At 64.0% G+C, this 16717-nt stretch carries 16 protein-coding genes; 8 read left to right on the forward strand and 8 right to left on the reverse strand.

The window, feature by feature from the left end:
• Positions 1–190 precede the first annotated feature (190 nt).
• On the forward strand, positions 191–898 hold the full coding sequence (locus RJT37_RS00505; RefSeq protein WP_311172510.1) for a helix-turn-helix domain-containing protein: 708 nt from the start codon (positions 191–193) through the stop codon (positions 896–898).
• A gap of 53 nt (positions 899–951) precedes the next feature.
• Here the strand turns inward: RJT37_RS00505 and hmgB are convergent, their stop codons facing one another.
• The 6 genes from hmgB to RJT37_RS00535 all read right to left on the reverse strand — a co-directional run bounded on the left by hmgB (position 952) and on the right by RJT37_RS00535 (position 8878).
• Complete coding sequence (gene hmgB / locus RJT37_RS00510) at positions 952–2289, reverse strand: hydroxymethylglutaryl-CoA synthase (RefSeq protein WP_313686863.1); 1338 nt, start codon at positions 2287–2289, stop codon at positions 952–954.
• A gap of 72 nt (positions 2290–2361) precedes the next feature.
• Positions 2362–4707: a hypothetical protein gene (locus RJT37_RS00515; RefSeq protein WP_313686865.1), complete on the reverse strand. Its 2346-nt coding sequence runs from the start codon at positions 4705–4707 to the stop codon at positions 2362–2364.
• Between the two features lie 192 nt (positions 4708–4899).
• Positions 4900–6513, reverse strand: coding sequence for a hypothetical protein (locus RJT37_RS00520; RefSeq protein ID WP_313686867.1), 1614 nt, complete (start codon positions 6511–6513; stop codon positions 4900–4902).
• Positions 6514–6718: 205 nt separating this feature from the next.
• Entirely contained in the window at positions 6719–7318 is a 600-nt protein-coding gene (locus RJT37_RS00525) for a DUF2150 family protein (RefSeq protein ID WP_313686869.1), read from the reverse strand.
• A gap of 122 nt (positions 7319–7440) precedes the next feature.
• A complete protein-coding gene (locus tag RJT37_RS00530) occupies positions 7441–8289 on the reverse strand; it encodes a TatD family hydrolase (protein WP_313686871.1) in 849 nt (282 codons plus the stop codon).
• Between the two features lie 97 nt (positions 8290–8386).
• Complete coding sequence (locus tag RJT37_RS00535; protein WP_313686873.1) at positions 8387–8878, reverse strand: NYN domain-containing protein; 492 nt, start codon at positions 8876–8878, stop codon at positions 8387–8389.
• A 158-nt stretch (positions 8879–9036) separates the two neighbouring features.
• Here RJT37_RS00535 and RJT37_RS00540 point away from each other — a divergent pair, with 158 nt between their 5' ends.
• From RJT37_RS00540 to gcvPB, 5 genes are all read left to right on the forward strand, one after another.
• Positions 9037–9318 carry a DUF7999 family protein gene (locus RJT37_RS00540; RefSeq protein ID WP_313686875.1) on the forward strand — a complete coding sequence of 94 codons (282 nt, stop codon included), beginning with the start codon at positions 9037–9039 and terminating at the stop codon, positions 9316–9318.
• A 309-nt stretch (positions 9319–9627) separates the two neighbouring features.
• The gene (gene gcvT, locus RJT37_RS00545; RefSeq protein WP_313686877.1) at positions 9628–10725 is read left to right on the forward strand and encodes a glycine cleavage system aminomethyltransferase GcvT; all 1098 of its coding nucleotides are present in this window, start codon (positions 9628–9630) and stop codon (positions 10723–10725) included.
• Positions 10726–11106, forward strand: a complete 381-nt coding sequence (gene gcvH, locus RJT37_RS00550) for a glycine cleavage system protein GcvH (RefSeq protein WP_313686879.1) — start codon at positions 10726–10728, stop codon at positions 11104–11106.
• Positions 11107–11122: 16 nt separating this feature from the next.
• Positions 11123–12469 (forward strand): aminomethyl-transferring glycine dehydrogenase subunit GcvPA, encoded by a 1347-nt coding sequence (gene gcvPA, locus RJT37_RS00555; protein WP_313686881.1) that lies wholly within the window; start codon positions 11123–11125, stop codon positions 12467–12469.
• A 55-nt stretch (positions 12470–12524) separates the two neighbouring features.
• Positions 12525–13943 (forward strand): aminomethyl-transferring glycine dehydrogenase subunit GcvPB, encoded by a 1419-nt coding sequence (gene gcvPB, locus RJT37_RS00560; RefSeq protein WP_313686883.1) that lies wholly within the window; start codon positions 12525–12527, stop codon positions 13941–13943.
• Positions 13944–13979: 36 nt separating this feature from the next.
• Here the strand turns inward: gcvPB and RJT37_RS00565 are convergent, their stop codons facing one another.
• Positions 13980–14141 (reverse strand): DUF7838 family putative zinc beta-ribbon protein, encoded by a 162-nt coding sequence (locus RJT37_RS00565; protein ID WP_313686885.1) that lies wholly within the window; start codon positions 14139–14141, stop codon positions 13980–13982.
• 531 nt (positions 14142–14672) lie between these two features.
• On the opposite strand from RJT37_RS00565, the gene RJT37_RS00570 reads away from it, so the two are divergent.
• Positions 14673–15482, forward strand: coding sequence for a TrmB family transcriptional regulator (locus tag RJT37_RS00570; protein WP_313686887.1), 810 nt, complete (start codon positions 14673–14675; stop codon positions 15480–15482).
• Between the two features lie 65 nt (positions 15483–15547).
• Here the strand turns inward: RJT37_RS00570 and RJT37_RS00575 are convergent, their stop codons facing one another.
• Complete coding sequence (locus tag RJT37_RS00575) at positions 15548–16015, reverse strand: acyl-CoA thioesterase (RefSeq protein ID WP_313686889.1); 468 nt, start codon at positions 16013–16015, stop codon at positions 15548–15550.
• A gap of 123 nt (positions 16016–16138) precedes the next feature.
• On the opposite strand from RJT37_RS00575, the gene RJT37_RS00580 reads away from it, so the two are divergent.
• A complete protein-coding gene (locus RJT37_RS00580) occupies positions 16139–16651 on the forward strand; it encodes a J domain-containing protein (RefSeq protein ID WP_313686891.1) in 513 nt (170 codons plus the stop codon).
• The last annotated feature ends 66 nt before the right edge of the window (positions 16652–16717 follow it).

Below are 16717 nucleotides of genomic sequence, written 5' to 3' on the forward strand. Positions count from 1 at the left end.
TTCCTGCGAGGTCGGCTTGGGTTTCTTCCCACGCGGACGGCTTGGCGTTCTTCCTGCACGGACGCCTCGACGTTTCTCCCGCGAGGGGTGATCGGCGGTCGTCGAACCCCCCGTTCGACACCCTTTTGCGCCCGCCTCCCGGACGTGAGACCGGTATGAACCGAGAGAGGCCGATCGCGAGGGGACTGCCGTGACCACGGTTCCGCGGGAGGATCTCGCGCGACGGATCGCGGGGGAGATCACGCTGAGCGACGACCCCGGGGCGACCCTCCGGAAGTGGCGCACGGACTTCGACGTCTCACAGACAGCCCTCGCCGAGCAACTGGAGGTCTCCTCCTCCGTCATCTCCGACTACGAGAGCGGCCGCCGCGAGAGCCCGGGAATCGGCGTCGTCCGACGGATGGTCGAGGCGCTCTTAGATATCGACGAGTCACGCGGCGGCGGCCGGATCCGCCAGTACGCCCGTGTCATCTCTGCGGGCTTCGAAAGCGACATCGTCCAGGACCTCCGGGAGTATCCGACCTCGATCCCGCTGGAGACGCTGTACGACGCGATGGATGCGACCGAACTCGTTCGCGGCGACCAGGACCGCATCAGCGGTCACACCGTGATCAACAGCATCGAGGCGATCACCCGACTGTCCTCCGAGGAGTTCTACCGCCTCTACGGGCAGTCGACCTCGCGAGCGCTCGTGTTCACCGGCGTCACGCGGGGAGAGTCGCCGCTGGTCGCGATGCGCGTCGTCAACCCCACGCCGAACGCGGTCGTCCTCCACGGACTCACCGAAGACGACCTCTGGGAGCACGCGCCGTCGCTCGCGACGATCGACGGCTTTTCGCTCGCGATCTCGAACCGCGATCTCGACGAGATGCTGGAGGACCTGCGTCGGTTGCCCTGAAGCGACGGCGGTCGCTTTCCGGATTCGCCGGGGCGCTCTCTCCTCACGTCCCGCTATTCGACGTACTCGTAACGTCGCTCGTTCATCCGCCCCCAGCCGGTGAAGACGAACTCCCCGGACGGCTGGGTGAACGCGTCGACGTCGACTTCCTTCTCGTGGTTGTGTGCGTCGTGGACTAGCTCGTACTCCTCGAAGGAGAGGTCGTAGCGCCCGTCCAGTTGCTGGTCGACGTCGACGGCGTCGACCTCCTTGTGCCACCCGTCCTGGACGGTCTCGGCGTGAATCTCCGCCTGTGCGCCGGACCCGTAGGAGCCGACCAGAAGTTTCTCGCCCGCGAGCGCGACGTCGTTTTCGATGGCCGCACGGAGCGCCGAAAGCCGCGCGACGTGCACCGAGCCGGTGTACCAGTTGCCGACCTGTCCCGAGATGTCGACAGTCGGGTCGATGGCTCGCTCGTACCACTCCTGATAGCGGCGCGTCTCTTTCAGTTCGTCCATATACCCGCGGATCGCCTCCTCGTAGTCTTCCCGGCTCCCGTAGTCGCCCTCGCGTGGCTGCATCCCGATGTCCTCGGCGAGGGCCTCCTCGACTTCGGTGTTCCGGGTGATGTGCCGGTAGCCGAGCAGCGCGGCCTTCCGGACCATCCCCGGGTACGGCGTATGAAACGGGAAGTAGACGAAGTCGTCCGGATGCGTGTCGCCTGCGACGGACTCGTAATCCTCCAGCGCTTCGCGCATCCGCGCGAGGTACACCTGGATCGACCGCTTGCCGTCGACGCTCGGGAACTGCTGGTTCGGCTTGAGGAAGTCGGTCTCGTCGGCGCTCCCGTAACCCTGCTCCGTCGAGAGCGCGACGATGTTCGGGTCCTCGTCGATGAGCATCGCGACCGCCCCGGCGCCCTGGGTCGCCTCGCCGGGGTCGCCGCGTGCGTAGAGCGCCGTGTCGGTCGCGATCACAAGCGCCGCGCGCCCGCGATTCCGTCCGGCGCGGATCCAGTTGTACGCGTCGTCGACGCTCTGGGTGCCGGAGAGACACGCGAACTTCCGCTCGCCCTTGTTCGCGTGGTGGAAGTCGCCGTCGTACACCGATTCGAGACAGCCCGCGATGTACGTCGAGACGGGTTTCGAGTTGTCGAACGCGGACTCGGTCGCGACGTCGATCCGGCCGATGTCGTCGGGGACGAGCCCCCTGCGATCCATCAGTTCCCTCGCGGCGTTTGCGCCCATCGTGACGATGTCCTCGTAGACGTCGGGGAGCGAGGAATATTGGATCCCGATCCCCTTCGCGTACTTCCCGGGGTCTTCGCCCTTGGCCGGGGCGAAGGTCTCGGGGAGATCAAGTCGCAGTTTTCCCGTCCGGATCTCGATGGCGTCGATGCCGACGGCGGTCATAGCCCCGAGTTTCGTGGCTGCGCATATGGTTTTGTCGATGACTGCGTACGTCGTCTGTCGAAGGCGTCTGTCTCAGCTGCCACCGGCTGCTCCCGATTCCGGGTCGCCGACCACTGCGTTCTCCGGAGAGACCTTCAGATACTCGTCCGTGTCGTCGATAACGGCGTCGGTGACATTGACGACGTAACCGTTTCTGTCATCTCCGTCGTCCTGTCCGCGACCCTGGCTTTGTTCCCTCCCACGTCCTCTGCCTTCTCCTGGGCCGTCACTCGATTCCTCAGGCACCACCGCTGTTGCATGTCCGCGTGACCGAATCTTCGCCTCGACGAGCTTTATGTCGCCCACGTCGCCCACTGTGAGAGAGATGCTGTTGTAGCTCTCTGCGTTGTCGAGCGTCGACGCTGTAGCGTTGATGCCGCGTCCCGCAGTCAGCGAGATTTCTTCTCGGCTGACCGCCGAGGCGTCATCGATTTTGAGGTGTTTTCCGGAGCTCGCTTTGATGTTATTCCAGCCCTCGGAGGCGTCCAGGTCAGCGCTCGTCAGCGTCACGTTCTCACCACCGGTGAGATGGATAGCACCCTTTGTTTTGACCGATAAGTCACGGCCCGCGAGATGACGGCTCTTGGAAGTGACGTACACCCCGCTCCATCCGGCTGTACTATCGATCTTTGCCTCCGTCAGTCGCACTGTCGACTCTGCGGTGACGGACACTTTCCCACCGGAGGTAAGACGGCTGCGGACGGCGTTGACACTCTCGCTGTCCGACGTCACGGTAACGCTACCGTCTCCATCGTCGTTAGTGATCAGCGACTGGCCGACATCGACGGCGCTTGATCCTGTGATCGCTATCGAACTCTGGGTGAATATCTCTGCGTTTCGAGCGGCAATCCCATCTTCACCTTCGACAGTCACGCTTCCTTTTGACCTGATCGTCAGCCGATCGCCCGACACCGAGCCCCCGTCCGTCGAGACAGTGACGCTGTTCCATCCCGCTTCGTTGTCAATCGATGCGGAGGCGAGATCTACGTCCGTCGATCCGGTGACGGAGATACTTCCTTTCGAGCTAATATCAGTGCTGGGAGCGTCGACAGCCCCGTTGTCGGACACGAGGGTGATGCTGTTACTCCCGGCGGCGTTGGTGATCGAAGCCGACCTCATCTGGATGCCCTGCGATCCGGAGACGACGATAGATCCCTTCGAGGTGACGCTCCCCCCGATGGCGACGACGGTACTCTCCCCGGACTTGAGGGTGACACTGTTCGATCCTCGGAGATTATTGATCTGTGCATCGCGTAGGTGCACCGAACCTGGCGCCGAGACGGTGATACTCCCCCGCGAGGATACGGTTGTCCCTGCGAGATCAGTCTCTCCTTCGCCGGACTTGATACTGATGCTGTTCCAGTTGGCGGCGTTGTCGACGACCGACTCTGTCAGCCGCACGCCCTGGTTTCCGGAGATCGAGATACTTCCCCTTGATTGAATGGATGTACTGTCGCCGCTGACGCGGCCTTCGCCTGATTTTATCGTAACACTGTTCCATCCGGCTGCATTGTCGATCGTACCTTCAGTCAGGTCGACGTATCCAGGCACGTCGAGCGTGACGGAACCTTTCGTTCGGAGCGTTCCGGAAAGGCTTACGTTCTCGGCACTCAGATCGATCGCGTTTCGCCCAGTATCGATCGTTACGTCGCTCGGAATCCGAAGCGTGGCTGACGACGCCGTCTCGGAGTAACTTCCGGGCACAGTTCCAGACGAGAGGTCGACGGTCACATCCCCGTCGGTAGTCTCGAACGCTCCGTCGTCGTCGATGTCTAGCCACGGTTCGGCAGGGACCTCCGCGTCTTCCCCATTGTTTCCCTCGTCTCCGCCATCTTCGTCGTCCCCGTCTCTCTCGCCGGGATCTTCGCCGCCACCGTCCACGGCCGTCTCCCCCTGTGCGAGGTTCGCGGGTCGATCAGTTGATTCCGCCGGGATCGTTATCGTTTCCTGAAACACGAGCGTCCCGGCGTCGTCGTTGATCACCGAGACGGTGACGTCCGTGCCCGCCGGCTGAGTCCAGTCGAGTTGCCACGTCTCGCCCGGATCGAACAGGCCGTTTCCGCCACCGTTGCGGATCCTGCCGTCGTCGAACGTGTAGGTGACGTCCCCGGAGCCGTTGGCGACCACGACGCGGAGCGCGTCGACTGAAAGCGCCGGACCGCCGTTGTGCGACAGCCGCAGAACGTCCTCGCGCGCCGAGGCCTCGATGTCGACACTGCCTGCGTTCCCCGCGCTGCCCGCGCCGCCGTTGGCCGATCCGCCGGTCGATGACGCGACGTAGTAGGCGCCGAACGTCGTCGCACTGACAACGACCACCGCGATGAGGAGCAGGCTCCCGAGGGATTCGACCTGCGCGCGGTCAGTGGCGAAAATATTCACTATATACATATCGACCTCCGTTTGAGGCTAAACCTTTCGTAACTATTCTCATATCTGAAACGCAGACCACAAACTCAGACAGTATAGATTATTCGAACAGCTGATGTATACTATTATATAAAATATCAATCCAGGTATATGGTTGTGCTTTCGCCGATAACTGATGATCTAGGCTAGATATGAATATTCAAACTACGATGAATCCTGGCGAGTCTCTGTCCTGCTATTCCCGTCACCGTCACATACTGTGGCAGTGAGAGTGTATATCTCTCCACTCTGCACATCGTACGTCGAATCATCAGGATCTATCCTAAGGTTCTTATCTTGGTACTGCTGGCCGGATATCTGGACCGTATATGTCGCCCGAACGACTCCACCTTCGTCAGCTATCTCGAACTTCAATTCGCTGAGGTCATTATCGCCGTCCTGGTCCTGAACATTCACTTGGCTGATGTCCCAGCGATCAGGCGACGGTTTCGAGTTGAAGCCGTCGAGGTTGTTAAATTGGAATGCAGTCGGATTGTTGTTGGTTCCAACAGTACAGACGCCACCGCCCCCACCACCGCCACCGCCACCAGTTGCCCCCTGAACCATCACGGCGTACTGCACGTTCTCTATTTTGCTCCCGTTGAACGCCGGATCGGTGATGTCGTACTCAGCACCGTCGGCCGCAGACCGGTAACTCACGTTCACCCAGTCTGGACCGTCGCTGTCGGGTGCGGTGTATTCGTACCGGTAGCGTCCCGGCTCCAGCACAGTTCCCGGCGGGACCGTCCCGCGATTGGCGGAGGCGTTGACCTGCACGCCGATCGGGTTGTTGTACTTATCGCGCGCTTCGACCACGAATGGGTACGTCCGTCCCTCGAACGGGCTCGTGGTGAGGCCTTCGGCACTCGTCAGATACGCCGGATCGGTGTCGCCGGCGTTCGCTCCCACGCCGACCTTCGAGAGTTTCAGCTGATACGTCGTCCCGGCCTCGAAGTACAACTCGACGCCGTTCGATCGGTCCTCGACCCGGTAGACGTACGCGCCGTTGGTCGCGTTCGCGTCGGGGTCGTATTCGCCGGATTCGTTCAGGAGGTCTTTCCACGTATCGGCGCTCAGTCGTGTAGGGAGGAACACTGAGACGTTCTCACCGGCTGTCGTGTTGGAGACGCTGATCGTCCGCGTCGAGACACTCACGGGCTGTGGATCGAGCGTAAGGGTGCCAGTTCCCCCGCGTGAGAGGTCTCCGGAGAGTGCGACGACCGAGATTCGCCTCCCTGAGACGACCGGCTGACCGGTCTGTGTGACGTTGCCAGACCGGAACCGGTTGAACACTACGCCGTTCTCGAAGATCGTTTTCGGCGCGTTCCCGTAGTTCGCGTAGTTCGGCTGGTACGCCAGCGATTTCGTCGGGTAGCTGTGTGTCGATCCGTTCCAGAAGTCCGCCGTCTCCGGATAATCTGTCCCGGGCGTGGCGGGATCGTCGGCTGTCGCGTTCCGCACTTCGATCGCCCCGAGGTCAGTAGTCGAGAGCGTGCCGCTCGGTGGCGCCGGGTTCACCGCAACGACACGGGAGGGATAGGCCGTTCCGAGTTCCACGCCTGTCGGCGCCGAAGAGCCAGTCGCGGCTGTCCCGAGGATTGCGTTCCTGACACCCTGAAGATCCGCCTGCACGCGCTGGTTGTGTTCGAACTCGATGCGTTTGTTCTGATCTGGGACGACTGTCGCCTGATACAGCGACAGCGAGATGACGAGGAAGCCGAGAAGAATGACGGCGCCGATCTGGACCGTCACTGCTCTGTCGGCGTCCCGGAACGACATACGTTCGATTCTGAGGTTGGCGTGTAAAAACGTGCCGCTGATTCCGAGCGCCCGAGGCCTGGGAGTCCCGTCGACGCCGTCAGCCGATCATCCGGTCGGACACGACCGTTTCACGCGACCCGCCGCCGCAGGGAGACGACAACTGGACACCCATCTGGCGGACCGTTTCATACTGATTACTCTCGTTTAGTGAGAGTGCTCATTATCAGTCCTCTTCTTCGACAACTTCGGGGTCGCTCATCGCGCTCTGGAGGCTGTCGAGGCCGTTGATCCACTCGGAGACGAGGCCGTACTCCAGGTCGTCGACGACGGTCATATCGAGTTCGTCGCCCTCGATAATCCGGGTGCCCGCCTGCACGAGGTAGCCGAGCGCGGCGTCCATATCGTCGTCAGTCTCGGCCGCGGCGGCGGCGTCGACGTACTCTTCGAGCGGCGCCTCCTCGGCCGCGCCCGCGACGATGTACTCCTCTGCGGCGTAGAAGACGCAGACGAGACTGGTCTGGACGCCGTCGACGAGCATCTCCTTGTCCGCGCGCACGTCCGGATCCTCGATGTCCAGATCGGGCTCCGAGAGGACGATCGTGCGCACCCCTTCGAGTTCCTCGATTGCCTCCTCGTCGTCCAGACGACCGTCCTCGTAGGCGGAGAGAATCTTCGCCACCGCGATGGCGGCGTCGTCCTGAAGGTTCAAAAGCAGGCGCGCGGAGTCTTCGTTCTCGGGGTCGAGGTCCTCCTCCTCGACGCGTGAAAGCCAGTTCTGCCATCGTTCTTCGGTGTAGTAGGTCTCCTCGGCCTCGTCGGTCATACTCCACCATTCCCGCCGGGATTCAAATGCCTTTCCTGTCGAGGGTCGCAGTTCCGCCGATACAGCGGTCGCCGAAGCGGGATCGCCCGTGTGTCGTCGACGCAGGAATCCTACGGACTCTGTCACCGCGACAGCGTCGCGCGCGTGTCGATCCCGTACACCTGCTTCGGCGTTGTCACGTGAGCGCGCTCGACAGCCTCGTCGTAACCCGATTCGAGGAGCCACCGGACGCGACGCGGGACGGTCTTCGGCCCGAGTACCGCTCCCGGTCGGTCGGGGTCGTCGACGAAGTCGGTCTCCATCAGGAACGGCTCCCCTGACTCCGCGGCGGTCGTGAGCCGATCCTTCTCGCTCATCACGCTCGGCGTCGGCCCCGCGAGCCGACCGCCGGCGTAGTGTTTCACGACGCGGTGGGCCGGGAGGCCGCGTTCCTCGGCCCACGCCGCTACTTCGGTTAGGTCCTCGGCCGCCTCGGTGTGCAGTTGCACGGCGCAATCGTGTTCTGCGCCCAGCGCGAACGCGTGGCGCATCACGTCGTTCGAGGCCTCCCACACGGCGTCGCTCACGTCGTAATGAGGACGCCCGGACTTCAGCGCCAGCGCGTCGCCGTCGGCGACGCACTCCGCGGCGCAGTCGAGTCCGGCCTGCATCAACTCCGCCGCTGCCGAGGGCGAGAAGCCCCGCTCGTCGACGAGCCGGGAGATCAGTCCCGGATGGACGCCGAGGACCGGCCACGCCCGGCCGGAAAGCAGGTCGGAGGCGGCGTCGACGACGTCGAGTGTCGTCTCGAAGACGGGACGGAAGTCCGCGCCCGATTCCGGTTCGACGCCGAGGAGCCACGACGGTTTGTTCACCACGAGCAGGTGGGTTCCGCCCAGGCGGGCGAAGTCGCGGACGGCGTCGACGCCGCGCCCGTGCTCGGGGTCGAGATGGAGGTGGTTATCGAGGACTGGCGTGTCGAGGTCGTCCATACACCGCTATGGGCGGTCCGGCGCAAAAGTCCGTCCGCTTTCGGTCGAGCGGACATCGCTCGCGTCGTCTGGGTTAGACGGGTCCCCGCTCAGGCGACTACGAGTCGTAGCCGACCAGCGTCGGCCCGTCGTCCTCGTTTTCTTCCAGCGTCACCCGTTCGGTCGCGGCATTGCGGAGCGCGTCCGAGCGTCCGAACTCCCCCGGGGCGACTGCGAGCGTCCGGCAGCCGTACTCGTTTGCGGTCTCCAGCGCCGGCTTGAAATCCGTATCACGCGAGGCGACTGCGATCACGTCCGCGCGCCCTTCGACGGCGAAGCGGGTGATGTCGACCGCCAGGCGGACGTCAACGTCGCCGCTTGTGACGATTACCTCGAACCCGCGCGCTTCCGCGGCCTGAATCAACCCTGGCGTCGCGTGTTCGTCGAGATAGAGTCGCGTCGCCGTCAACTGCCCCACCGCCGCGGCCGCCTCCCGGAGGTCATCCAGGTCGACGTCGAACTCGTCGCGGAGGACGTTCGGGCCGTCGACGAAGAGCGCCACGCGCGGTGCCGGCGCGTCCTCGGCGAACAGCCGTCCCAGAAGGTCCATACTCCCGGTACCGCGGGAATCGACATAACGGCGACGATGCGGCGAACGACAGTTGCCTGCTAGCCCGTTGGCGCGTCGACGCATCCAGTATCCGAATATACACCTATTACTCCTTATAGGCTAGATTTATCAACTGATATGCCGTACGACTGGATATAATGAGTGCGAATACGCTCGGATCACCAGGATTATACACAATCGAGAAAGAGATGAACGCACACGGTGCAGTCACCGTTCGGTCGACCGCGACGAACGCAACGTACCACCTCGTCGAATACGCCGACGAGTCCACGCGCGAATCGCTTTCGTCGCTGGCGAGCGGCGAGTCAGTACGGATCCACCTCTCCCGGGTCGGGGCTCGGGGGAACGTCTGGCGTGCTGAGGGCGCCCCCCGTGCGGAATCGAGCGTCTCGCCTGCCGGTTCGGCCGCCGGGAGTTGAACACTGCCCCCGAGATGACCGCGCTGTCCCCGTCGTGGGGATGGAAGTCGTTGCCCTCTCGAACGATACTCACCAGGTAGTGATGGCAGGTCGAACGTCTCAGAGACGAGACCCCCTCGCAATTTTCCAGAGATCGCCTCAGCGGTCCCCACATCTCTCAGAGTCCGTCTTCACCACCACTCTGCGGAGAATCCCCAGCCGATCTATCAGTTCCGAATTTGATATCGCACTCGACGGTTTATTTCGCTCGGCTGCTCCGGATCTCAGCAAACATACCAAAACCTTTGTTCTCCCGTACCAAGGGCCAGTATGGCCCTTCGAAAGCCGCCGCTGTCCGATGTGTACGGCGCTCGCGCGACGTTCACCGACTTCGGGGGGTGGGAGATGCCGGTCGAGTTCGACTCGATCAGGACGGAACATACTGCCGTCCGCGAATCGGTCGGCCTCTTCGACGTCTCCCACATGGGCGAAATCGTCGTCACGGGCCCGGACGCGACGACGCTGATGCAACGGCTCACGACAAACAACGTCCGGGATCTCTCCCCGGGCGATTCCCAGTACTCCGCGATCACCGACGACTCGGGAGTAATCATCGACGATACGATCGTCTATCGACTCCCCGAAGCGGACGCCAACCGGTACCTCTTCGTGCCGAACGCCGGCCACGACGAGGAGATCTACCGGCGGTGGGTCGATCACAGAGACGAGTGGGACCTCGATGCCGAGGTCGATAACGAAACCGAGATGTGGGCGATGGTGGCAGTGCAGGGGCCCGACGCGGTCGACGTCCTCACGGACGCGACGTCCGATGTGGACGTCGAGTCGTTCTCGTGGGGCGAGGGAGCCTACGCTGAGGTCGGCGGCGTTCGCTCGTGGGTATCCCGCACGGGATACACCGGCGAGGACGGGTTCGAGATCCTCTGTCCGTGGGAGGACGCCGAAGCCGTCTGGGACGCACTCGAAGCGGACTGCACACTCTGCGGGCTCGGTGCCCGGGATACGCTCCGCACCGAGATGGGCTATCTCCTCTCGGGGCAGGACTTCGATCCCGCTGCGGAGCCGCGCACCCCCTACGAGGCGGGGATCGGCTGGACTGTCGACCTCGACACGGAGTTCGTCGGCAGCGAGGCGCTGGCGGGTGTCGCCGCCGAGGGGCCGGACGAGATCTTCGTCGGGATCCGATTACGCGAGCGCGGGATCGCCCGCAACGGTTACGAGATCGTCGCCGACGGCGACGTCGTGGGGCACGTCACGAGCGGGACGATGAGCCCGACGCTGGGCGAGGCGATCGCACTCGGCTACGTCCCGACGGCCCTATCGGACCCGGGGACGGACCTCCCGGTCGTCGTTCGAGGCCAGGAGAAACGCGCGGAAGTCGCATCCACACCATTCATCCAGGATTCATAGATGTTCGAAGTACCCGAAGACCGCAAGTATCAGGAATCGCACGAGTATGCCACGACCGACGGAGACACCGCTACCGTCGGGATCACCGACTTCGCACAGGACGAACTGGGCGACGTCGTCTTCGTCGAACTGCCCGAGGTCGGCGACGAGATCGCCCGAGACGAGGAGTTCGGCGTCATCGAGTCGATCAAGGCCGTCTCAGACCTCTACTCGCCCGTTTCGGGCACCGTGACTGCGGTGAACGACGAGCTCTTCGACCAGCCCGAACTGGTCAACGAGAGTCCCTACGGCGACGGGTGGATGCTCGAAGTCGAGGTCGCAGACGAAAGCGAGTTCGACGACCTCCTGTCGGCGGAGGAGTACCGTGAGCAGACTGAGTGAGTGGGTGTAACCGACGATGACTGACACCGGACGACACGAACGCGTCGTGGGCAGTCCCTACGCGCCGCACACACCCGAGGAGACGGCGGCGATGCTCGAGGCGGTCGGCGTCGACAGCGAGGCGGATCTGTTCGACGTGCCGTCGTCGGTCGCATTCGACGGCGACCTCGGCATCGAACCCCGAAGCGAACGGGAACTCCGTGACGAGCTCGGGGCGATGTTCGCGAAGAACGACGACCTCACGGAGTTCCTCGGCCGAGAGCACCACACCCACTACGTCCCCTCGGTGATCGATGACCTCTCTCAGCGGGCGGAGTTTCTCACCTCCTACACCCAGTACCAGCCGGAGATCACCCAGGGCTTCCTGCAGGCGCTGTTCGAGTACCAGTCGCTGCTGGTCGAACTGACGGGGTTGCCGGTCGCGAACTGTTCGATGTACGACGCCGCGACGGCGCTCGGCGAGGCGGCGCGACTCGCCGGGCGGGTTCGGCGGGTTTCGGGCACGACCGTGCTCGTCCCTGACCTGCTCTCGGCGAACAAACGCGCTGTACTGGACAACTACGTCGACGGGACGGACCTGACCGTGGCGACGTACCCGACGGACGACGGCAACGTCGACGTCGACGCACTTTCGGAGAGTGCCGACGCGGAGACGGCGATGATCTACGCGGAGAACCCGACGGTTCGGGGGACAATCGAAGAACAGCTCTCGGCGGTCGGCGAGGTTGCCGACGAGGCCGGCGCGCTGTTCTGTCTCGGCACGGACGTCGTCGCGCTGGGGCTGCTCGAAGAACCGGCGAGCGTCGGCGCCGACGTCGTCGTCGGCGAGGCCGACGCCCTGGGCCTCCCGACCGCCTACGGGATGGGACTGGGGCTGTTTGCCACCCGCGAGTCGTTCCTGCGGCAGGTTCCCGGTCGGCTCGTCGGGGCGGGCGAGGATGCGTCCGGCAAGCGCGCGTACACGTTGACGTTACAGACGCGCGAACAGCACATCCGCAAGGAGCGCGCCACCTCGAACATCTGTACGAACCAGGCGTGGGTGGCGTTGCGGACCGCGATGCACCTCGCGTGGCTCGGTCCCGACGGCCTCGTCGACCTCGCGAGCCAGTGCGTCCGGGAAGCGGAGTCGCTGGCCGCGCGGCTTAACGAGGTCCGCGGGATCAAAGCGCCCGTCCACGACCGCCACCACTTCCGGGAGTTCCTCGTCCGGACGGACCAGCCCGCTTCGGCCATCGCCGCCGACCTCGAATCCGAGGGCTTTGCGGTCCACGTGGTCGACGAACACCGGCTCCAGGTGTGTGTCACGGACGTGAACGCCGCAGAGACGGATGCGCTCGTCGACGCGTTCGAGGAGGCAGTATGAGGCCGAGGAACCCGCACCGACAGCGTACCACACCACCGACTCTGGAGGCGCACCGATGAACCACGATCAAGCACGCTACGGCGACGAGGACCGCTACGAAACGCTGCTTTCGGAGAAAGACACGACGCACGTCGACGTCGACGAGGCGTCGCCGCTCCCCGACGACCTGACCCGGGACGAACTCGAACTCCCCAGGCTGTCTGAGCCGGAACTGTCGCGACACTACACCCGACTCTCCCAGATGAACTGGAGCGTCGAGACCGGCCCGTATCCGCTTGGGTCGTGTACGATGAAGTACAATCCATCGTTCACAGAGGCTGTCGCGGCCGATCCGAACGCGGCCGTCCACCCCGACCGCTCGCCGGAGAGCGTCCAGGGGACGCTGGAACTCCTCTATGCGCTGCAGGATTACCTCGCGCGCATCGGCGGGATGGACGCAGTGACGCTGCAGCCGCCGGCCGGTGCCGCCGGGGAGTTCACGGGCATCCATATCGCGAAGGCCTACCACGAGTCACAGAACCACGACCGCTCGGAGGTGATCGTCCCCGCGTCGGCCCACGGGACGAACTTCGCGAGCGCCGCGATGGCGGGCTACGACGTGGTCGAACTTCCCTCCGGGGACGACGGCCGCGTCGACCTCGAGGCCCTTCGTGCGGCGGTCTCGGAGGATACGGCCGCGCTGATGCTAACGAACCCGAACACGGTGGGGCTCTTCGAGCGCGACATCGTCGAGATCGCCGAGATCGTCCACGACGCCGGTGGACTGCTCTACTACGACGGCGCGAACCTCAACGCCCTGCTCGGCAGAGCCCGGCCGGGCGATATGGGCTTCGACGTGATGCACTACAACGTCCACAAGACGTTCGCGACGCCGCACGGCGGCGGCGGCCCCGGCGCGGGGCCGGTCGGCGTGCGTGAGGAACTCGTGCCCTTCCTGCCGAGTCCGCACGTCCGCGAACAGGGAGGAACGTACGAGCTCTACGACCCCGAGCAGACCATCGGCAAAGTCCACGGCTACGAGGGCAACTGGCTCGTTCTCGTGAAAGCCTACGCCTATATCGCCCGCCTGGGCGATTCGGGCCTCGAAGATGCATCGGCGAAGGCTGTCCTGAACGCGAACTATCTGGCCGAACAGCTCGAGATGGAGATTCCCTACGACCCGTTCCACCACGAATTCGCGGCGACCGCCGGCGACCGCGACGCGGCCGACGTCGCAAAGCGGATGCTGGATTACGGCGTCCACCCGCCGACGACCAAGTGGCCGGAGTTCGTTCCCGAGGCGATGCTCACCGAACCGACGGAGGCGGAGGATCGCCAGTCCCTCGACGACCTCGCGGCCGCGTTCAACGCGGCGATGACCGACGACGAGTCCGAACTGGCGGCATCGCCCTCGAAGACGACAGCAGGGCGTATCGACCAGGCCGACGCCGCGCGGAACCCGCGGCTCTCCTGGCAGGCGCTGGACGAGTCGTAGGAGCGCCTTGGGATTACGACCCGGTAAAACGAGAGATTACGCTTTTGCGGTGCTGATTCCGTTGATCTCGATGAGCCCGTAGCCGCACTCGTTGCAGCTCCACTTCGTCTTCGTCCCCAGGTGAAGCTCCATCGACGCAGTCTTCCAGAAGCCCGAGTGACCGCATTCGGGACACTCGTACTCGCGTTCGAGGCTCATACAGCCCCGTTCGACTCCGGCAGTGTTGAAAATACTGATTCGTCCCGCAGTGGCGTCGCGATAAATCTGATGTCGCGATATCGAAACCGGTCGGCGCGGGAATGGCCAGTCGAAGGAGAGGTTTTGATAATTCTGTGACAATTCGTGCCCCAGCGCGGTCCATAGCGACTGCTCGGGGGTTCGCCGTTCAGCCAGACGAACTCAGCCACGGAACGTGACTGAGTCGGCACGCATCGGGTTGTGGTTGGGACACAGATCCGTTGGACGTGCCAGGTTGGGCTACTCCCCCCCTACGTATAACGATTTTGTGATTAATCGAGTGACCGGCTCTGTCCCGTCGGAACTGCCCCTTGTCCCAGCCAGCAAGAACTGTGACTCCGACTGTGACAACCCGATTCCGGTGTCATCGTCGGTCTGGCCCCCTTTTTGTGGAGACGCGCCATTCTCTATTTTTCGGAGTAACAACACATATCTGTCTTGCGGCGAGAGTTTTGAAGGACCTCGGGTTCTCCCGGGTTGTGGTTGGGACAAATGAGCACTGAAGACGCACTCCAAGAGGCGACAGAGGTACTGCAGCAACTCGGGCTAAAAGAGTACGAAGCGAAATGTTTCGTCGGGCTCTCGCGGCTCTCGACGGGAACGGCTAAACAGCTCAGCGAGATTACCGAAGTCCCGCGGACCCGGGTGTACGACGCCGTCCGGGTCCTGGAGGCGCAGGGGCTCGTCGAGATTCAGCATTCGAGCCCGCAGCAGTTCCGGGCGGTCCCGTTGGAGGAGGCGACCGAGACCCTCCGAGATCAGTACGAAGCCCGAGTTGATCGACTCGCGGACGCGCTCGAAACCGCCGGCGACGCCGAACCGGAATCCAACGGACCGGTCCAGGAGGTGTGGGCGCTCTCCGGCAACGACGCGGTAGCGAACCGCTCGCGGAGGCTGATCACGGAGGCCAAGGACGAAGTGGTCTTGGTTCTCGGCGAGGACACGCTCTTGACAGAGGACCTGATCACGACACTGACTGAATTGAACGAGACGGTCGACGTCCTCGTCGGAGCGGTCACCGAATCCCTGGAGCGGGAGATCCACAACTCGCTCCCGGACGCAACGACGTTCGTGTCGGGACTGGGATGGATGCGTCCGCAGGCGGAGTTCGACGACGACCTGGTGATCGGGCGGCTTCTCTTGGTCGATCGGTCGAACATTCTCGTCAGCACGATCGTCCAAGACACGCGCCAGGAACAGGCAATCTTCGGTGGCGGGTTCCGCAACGGGCTGATCGTGATCGCTCGCCGACTCCTCTCTCAGGGGCTGCTCCCCGGCCGCGATCCGCGTGGCGGTCAGTAGCGCTCAGCTCAGGTTCCGTCCCCCGGAAATCTCCCTGACGCAGCCGCAGAGATTCCCGATCCGCGTCACTCGCTCCACTGTTTGTCGACGGTCGGAACGTCCCCGTCGCCGTCGGCGGCCGTTTTGAGTTCTGTCGCCCGCTCCGAGGAGCTGTCCAACTCCGGCACCGGTGTCGGGCTCCCGTCTTCGTCGACGGCGACGTAGACGAAGTGTGATTCCGTGGTGAGCTTCCGCTCGCCGGACAGGGGATCCTCGCTGAACACCCGGAGGTAGACGCTGACGCTCGTCGTCCCCGCAGCGTATACGTACGACTGGATCAGTGCGGCGTTGCCGCGGGGGATCGGCTGGTGGAAGTCGACACTCTCCATCCGGGCGGTGACGCAGGTCTGGCCGGCAAAGCGCATTGCCGACATCGCGCCGACCTCGTCCATCCACTTGACGACGTTACCGCCGTGGGCCATATCGTAGTTGTTCGTGTCGTTGGGATGGACGAGAACCCGGTTCTCGATGTACGTCTCCTCGAGCGCGATCATAGCCCCTCCTTTCCGGACCGCCGTATTCGTTCTGTCGTCTCGGACACGGGTAGGGGGTCCTCGCGACGTGAAACACGCCTCGCCGCCGAGACGCTTACAGGCCTCCGCTCCCTCCCTTCGGTCGTGGACGGAGACGGAATCGTCGTCGGAATCGCAGCGGTCTTCGCCGGGACGACTGTGCTCTTTACGGTCCTCGCGGCGGTCTATCAGCCGTTTCTGCTGCTGTTTGCGGCCATCTTCGGCGCCGCGACGTACTTGCTTTGGTACCACGCAAGCGGGTCGCTGGGCGAGCGAGTGAAACGGACTGCGGGGAGCACCCGGCGCCGGCGGAGCGCGGCAGCAGGCGGTCCACGCGACTTCGAGGGGTTCGGCCCCGGCCGCCGCGCTGCCGAGGCTCCCGGGGAGCGCGCCCGCGGTGCAGGCGGACGGCGACGCCCGGGTGGCCGAGGGCCGGAAGCGAACGACCTCACGCGGTCGGAAGCGTACCGGACGCTCGGCCTCGACCCGGGCGCCGACCAGGCCGCAGTCAAGGCCGCCTACCGCGAGCGCGTGAAAGCCGCCCACCCCGACACCGACTCCGGCGACCGGGAGAAGTTCAAAGAGATCAACCGTGCCTACGAGCGACTCAGAGACTGATCGCGTGTCTCGCTGCCCGCCAAGCGGGGCCGACCTGACGCTCCGGAGCGCTACTGTGTCAAGCTA

This window comes from Halobellus marinus, assembly GCF_032113415.1.
GTDB lineage: Archaea > Halobacteriota > Halobacteria > Halobacteriales > Haloferacaceae > Haloquadratum > Haloquadratum marinus.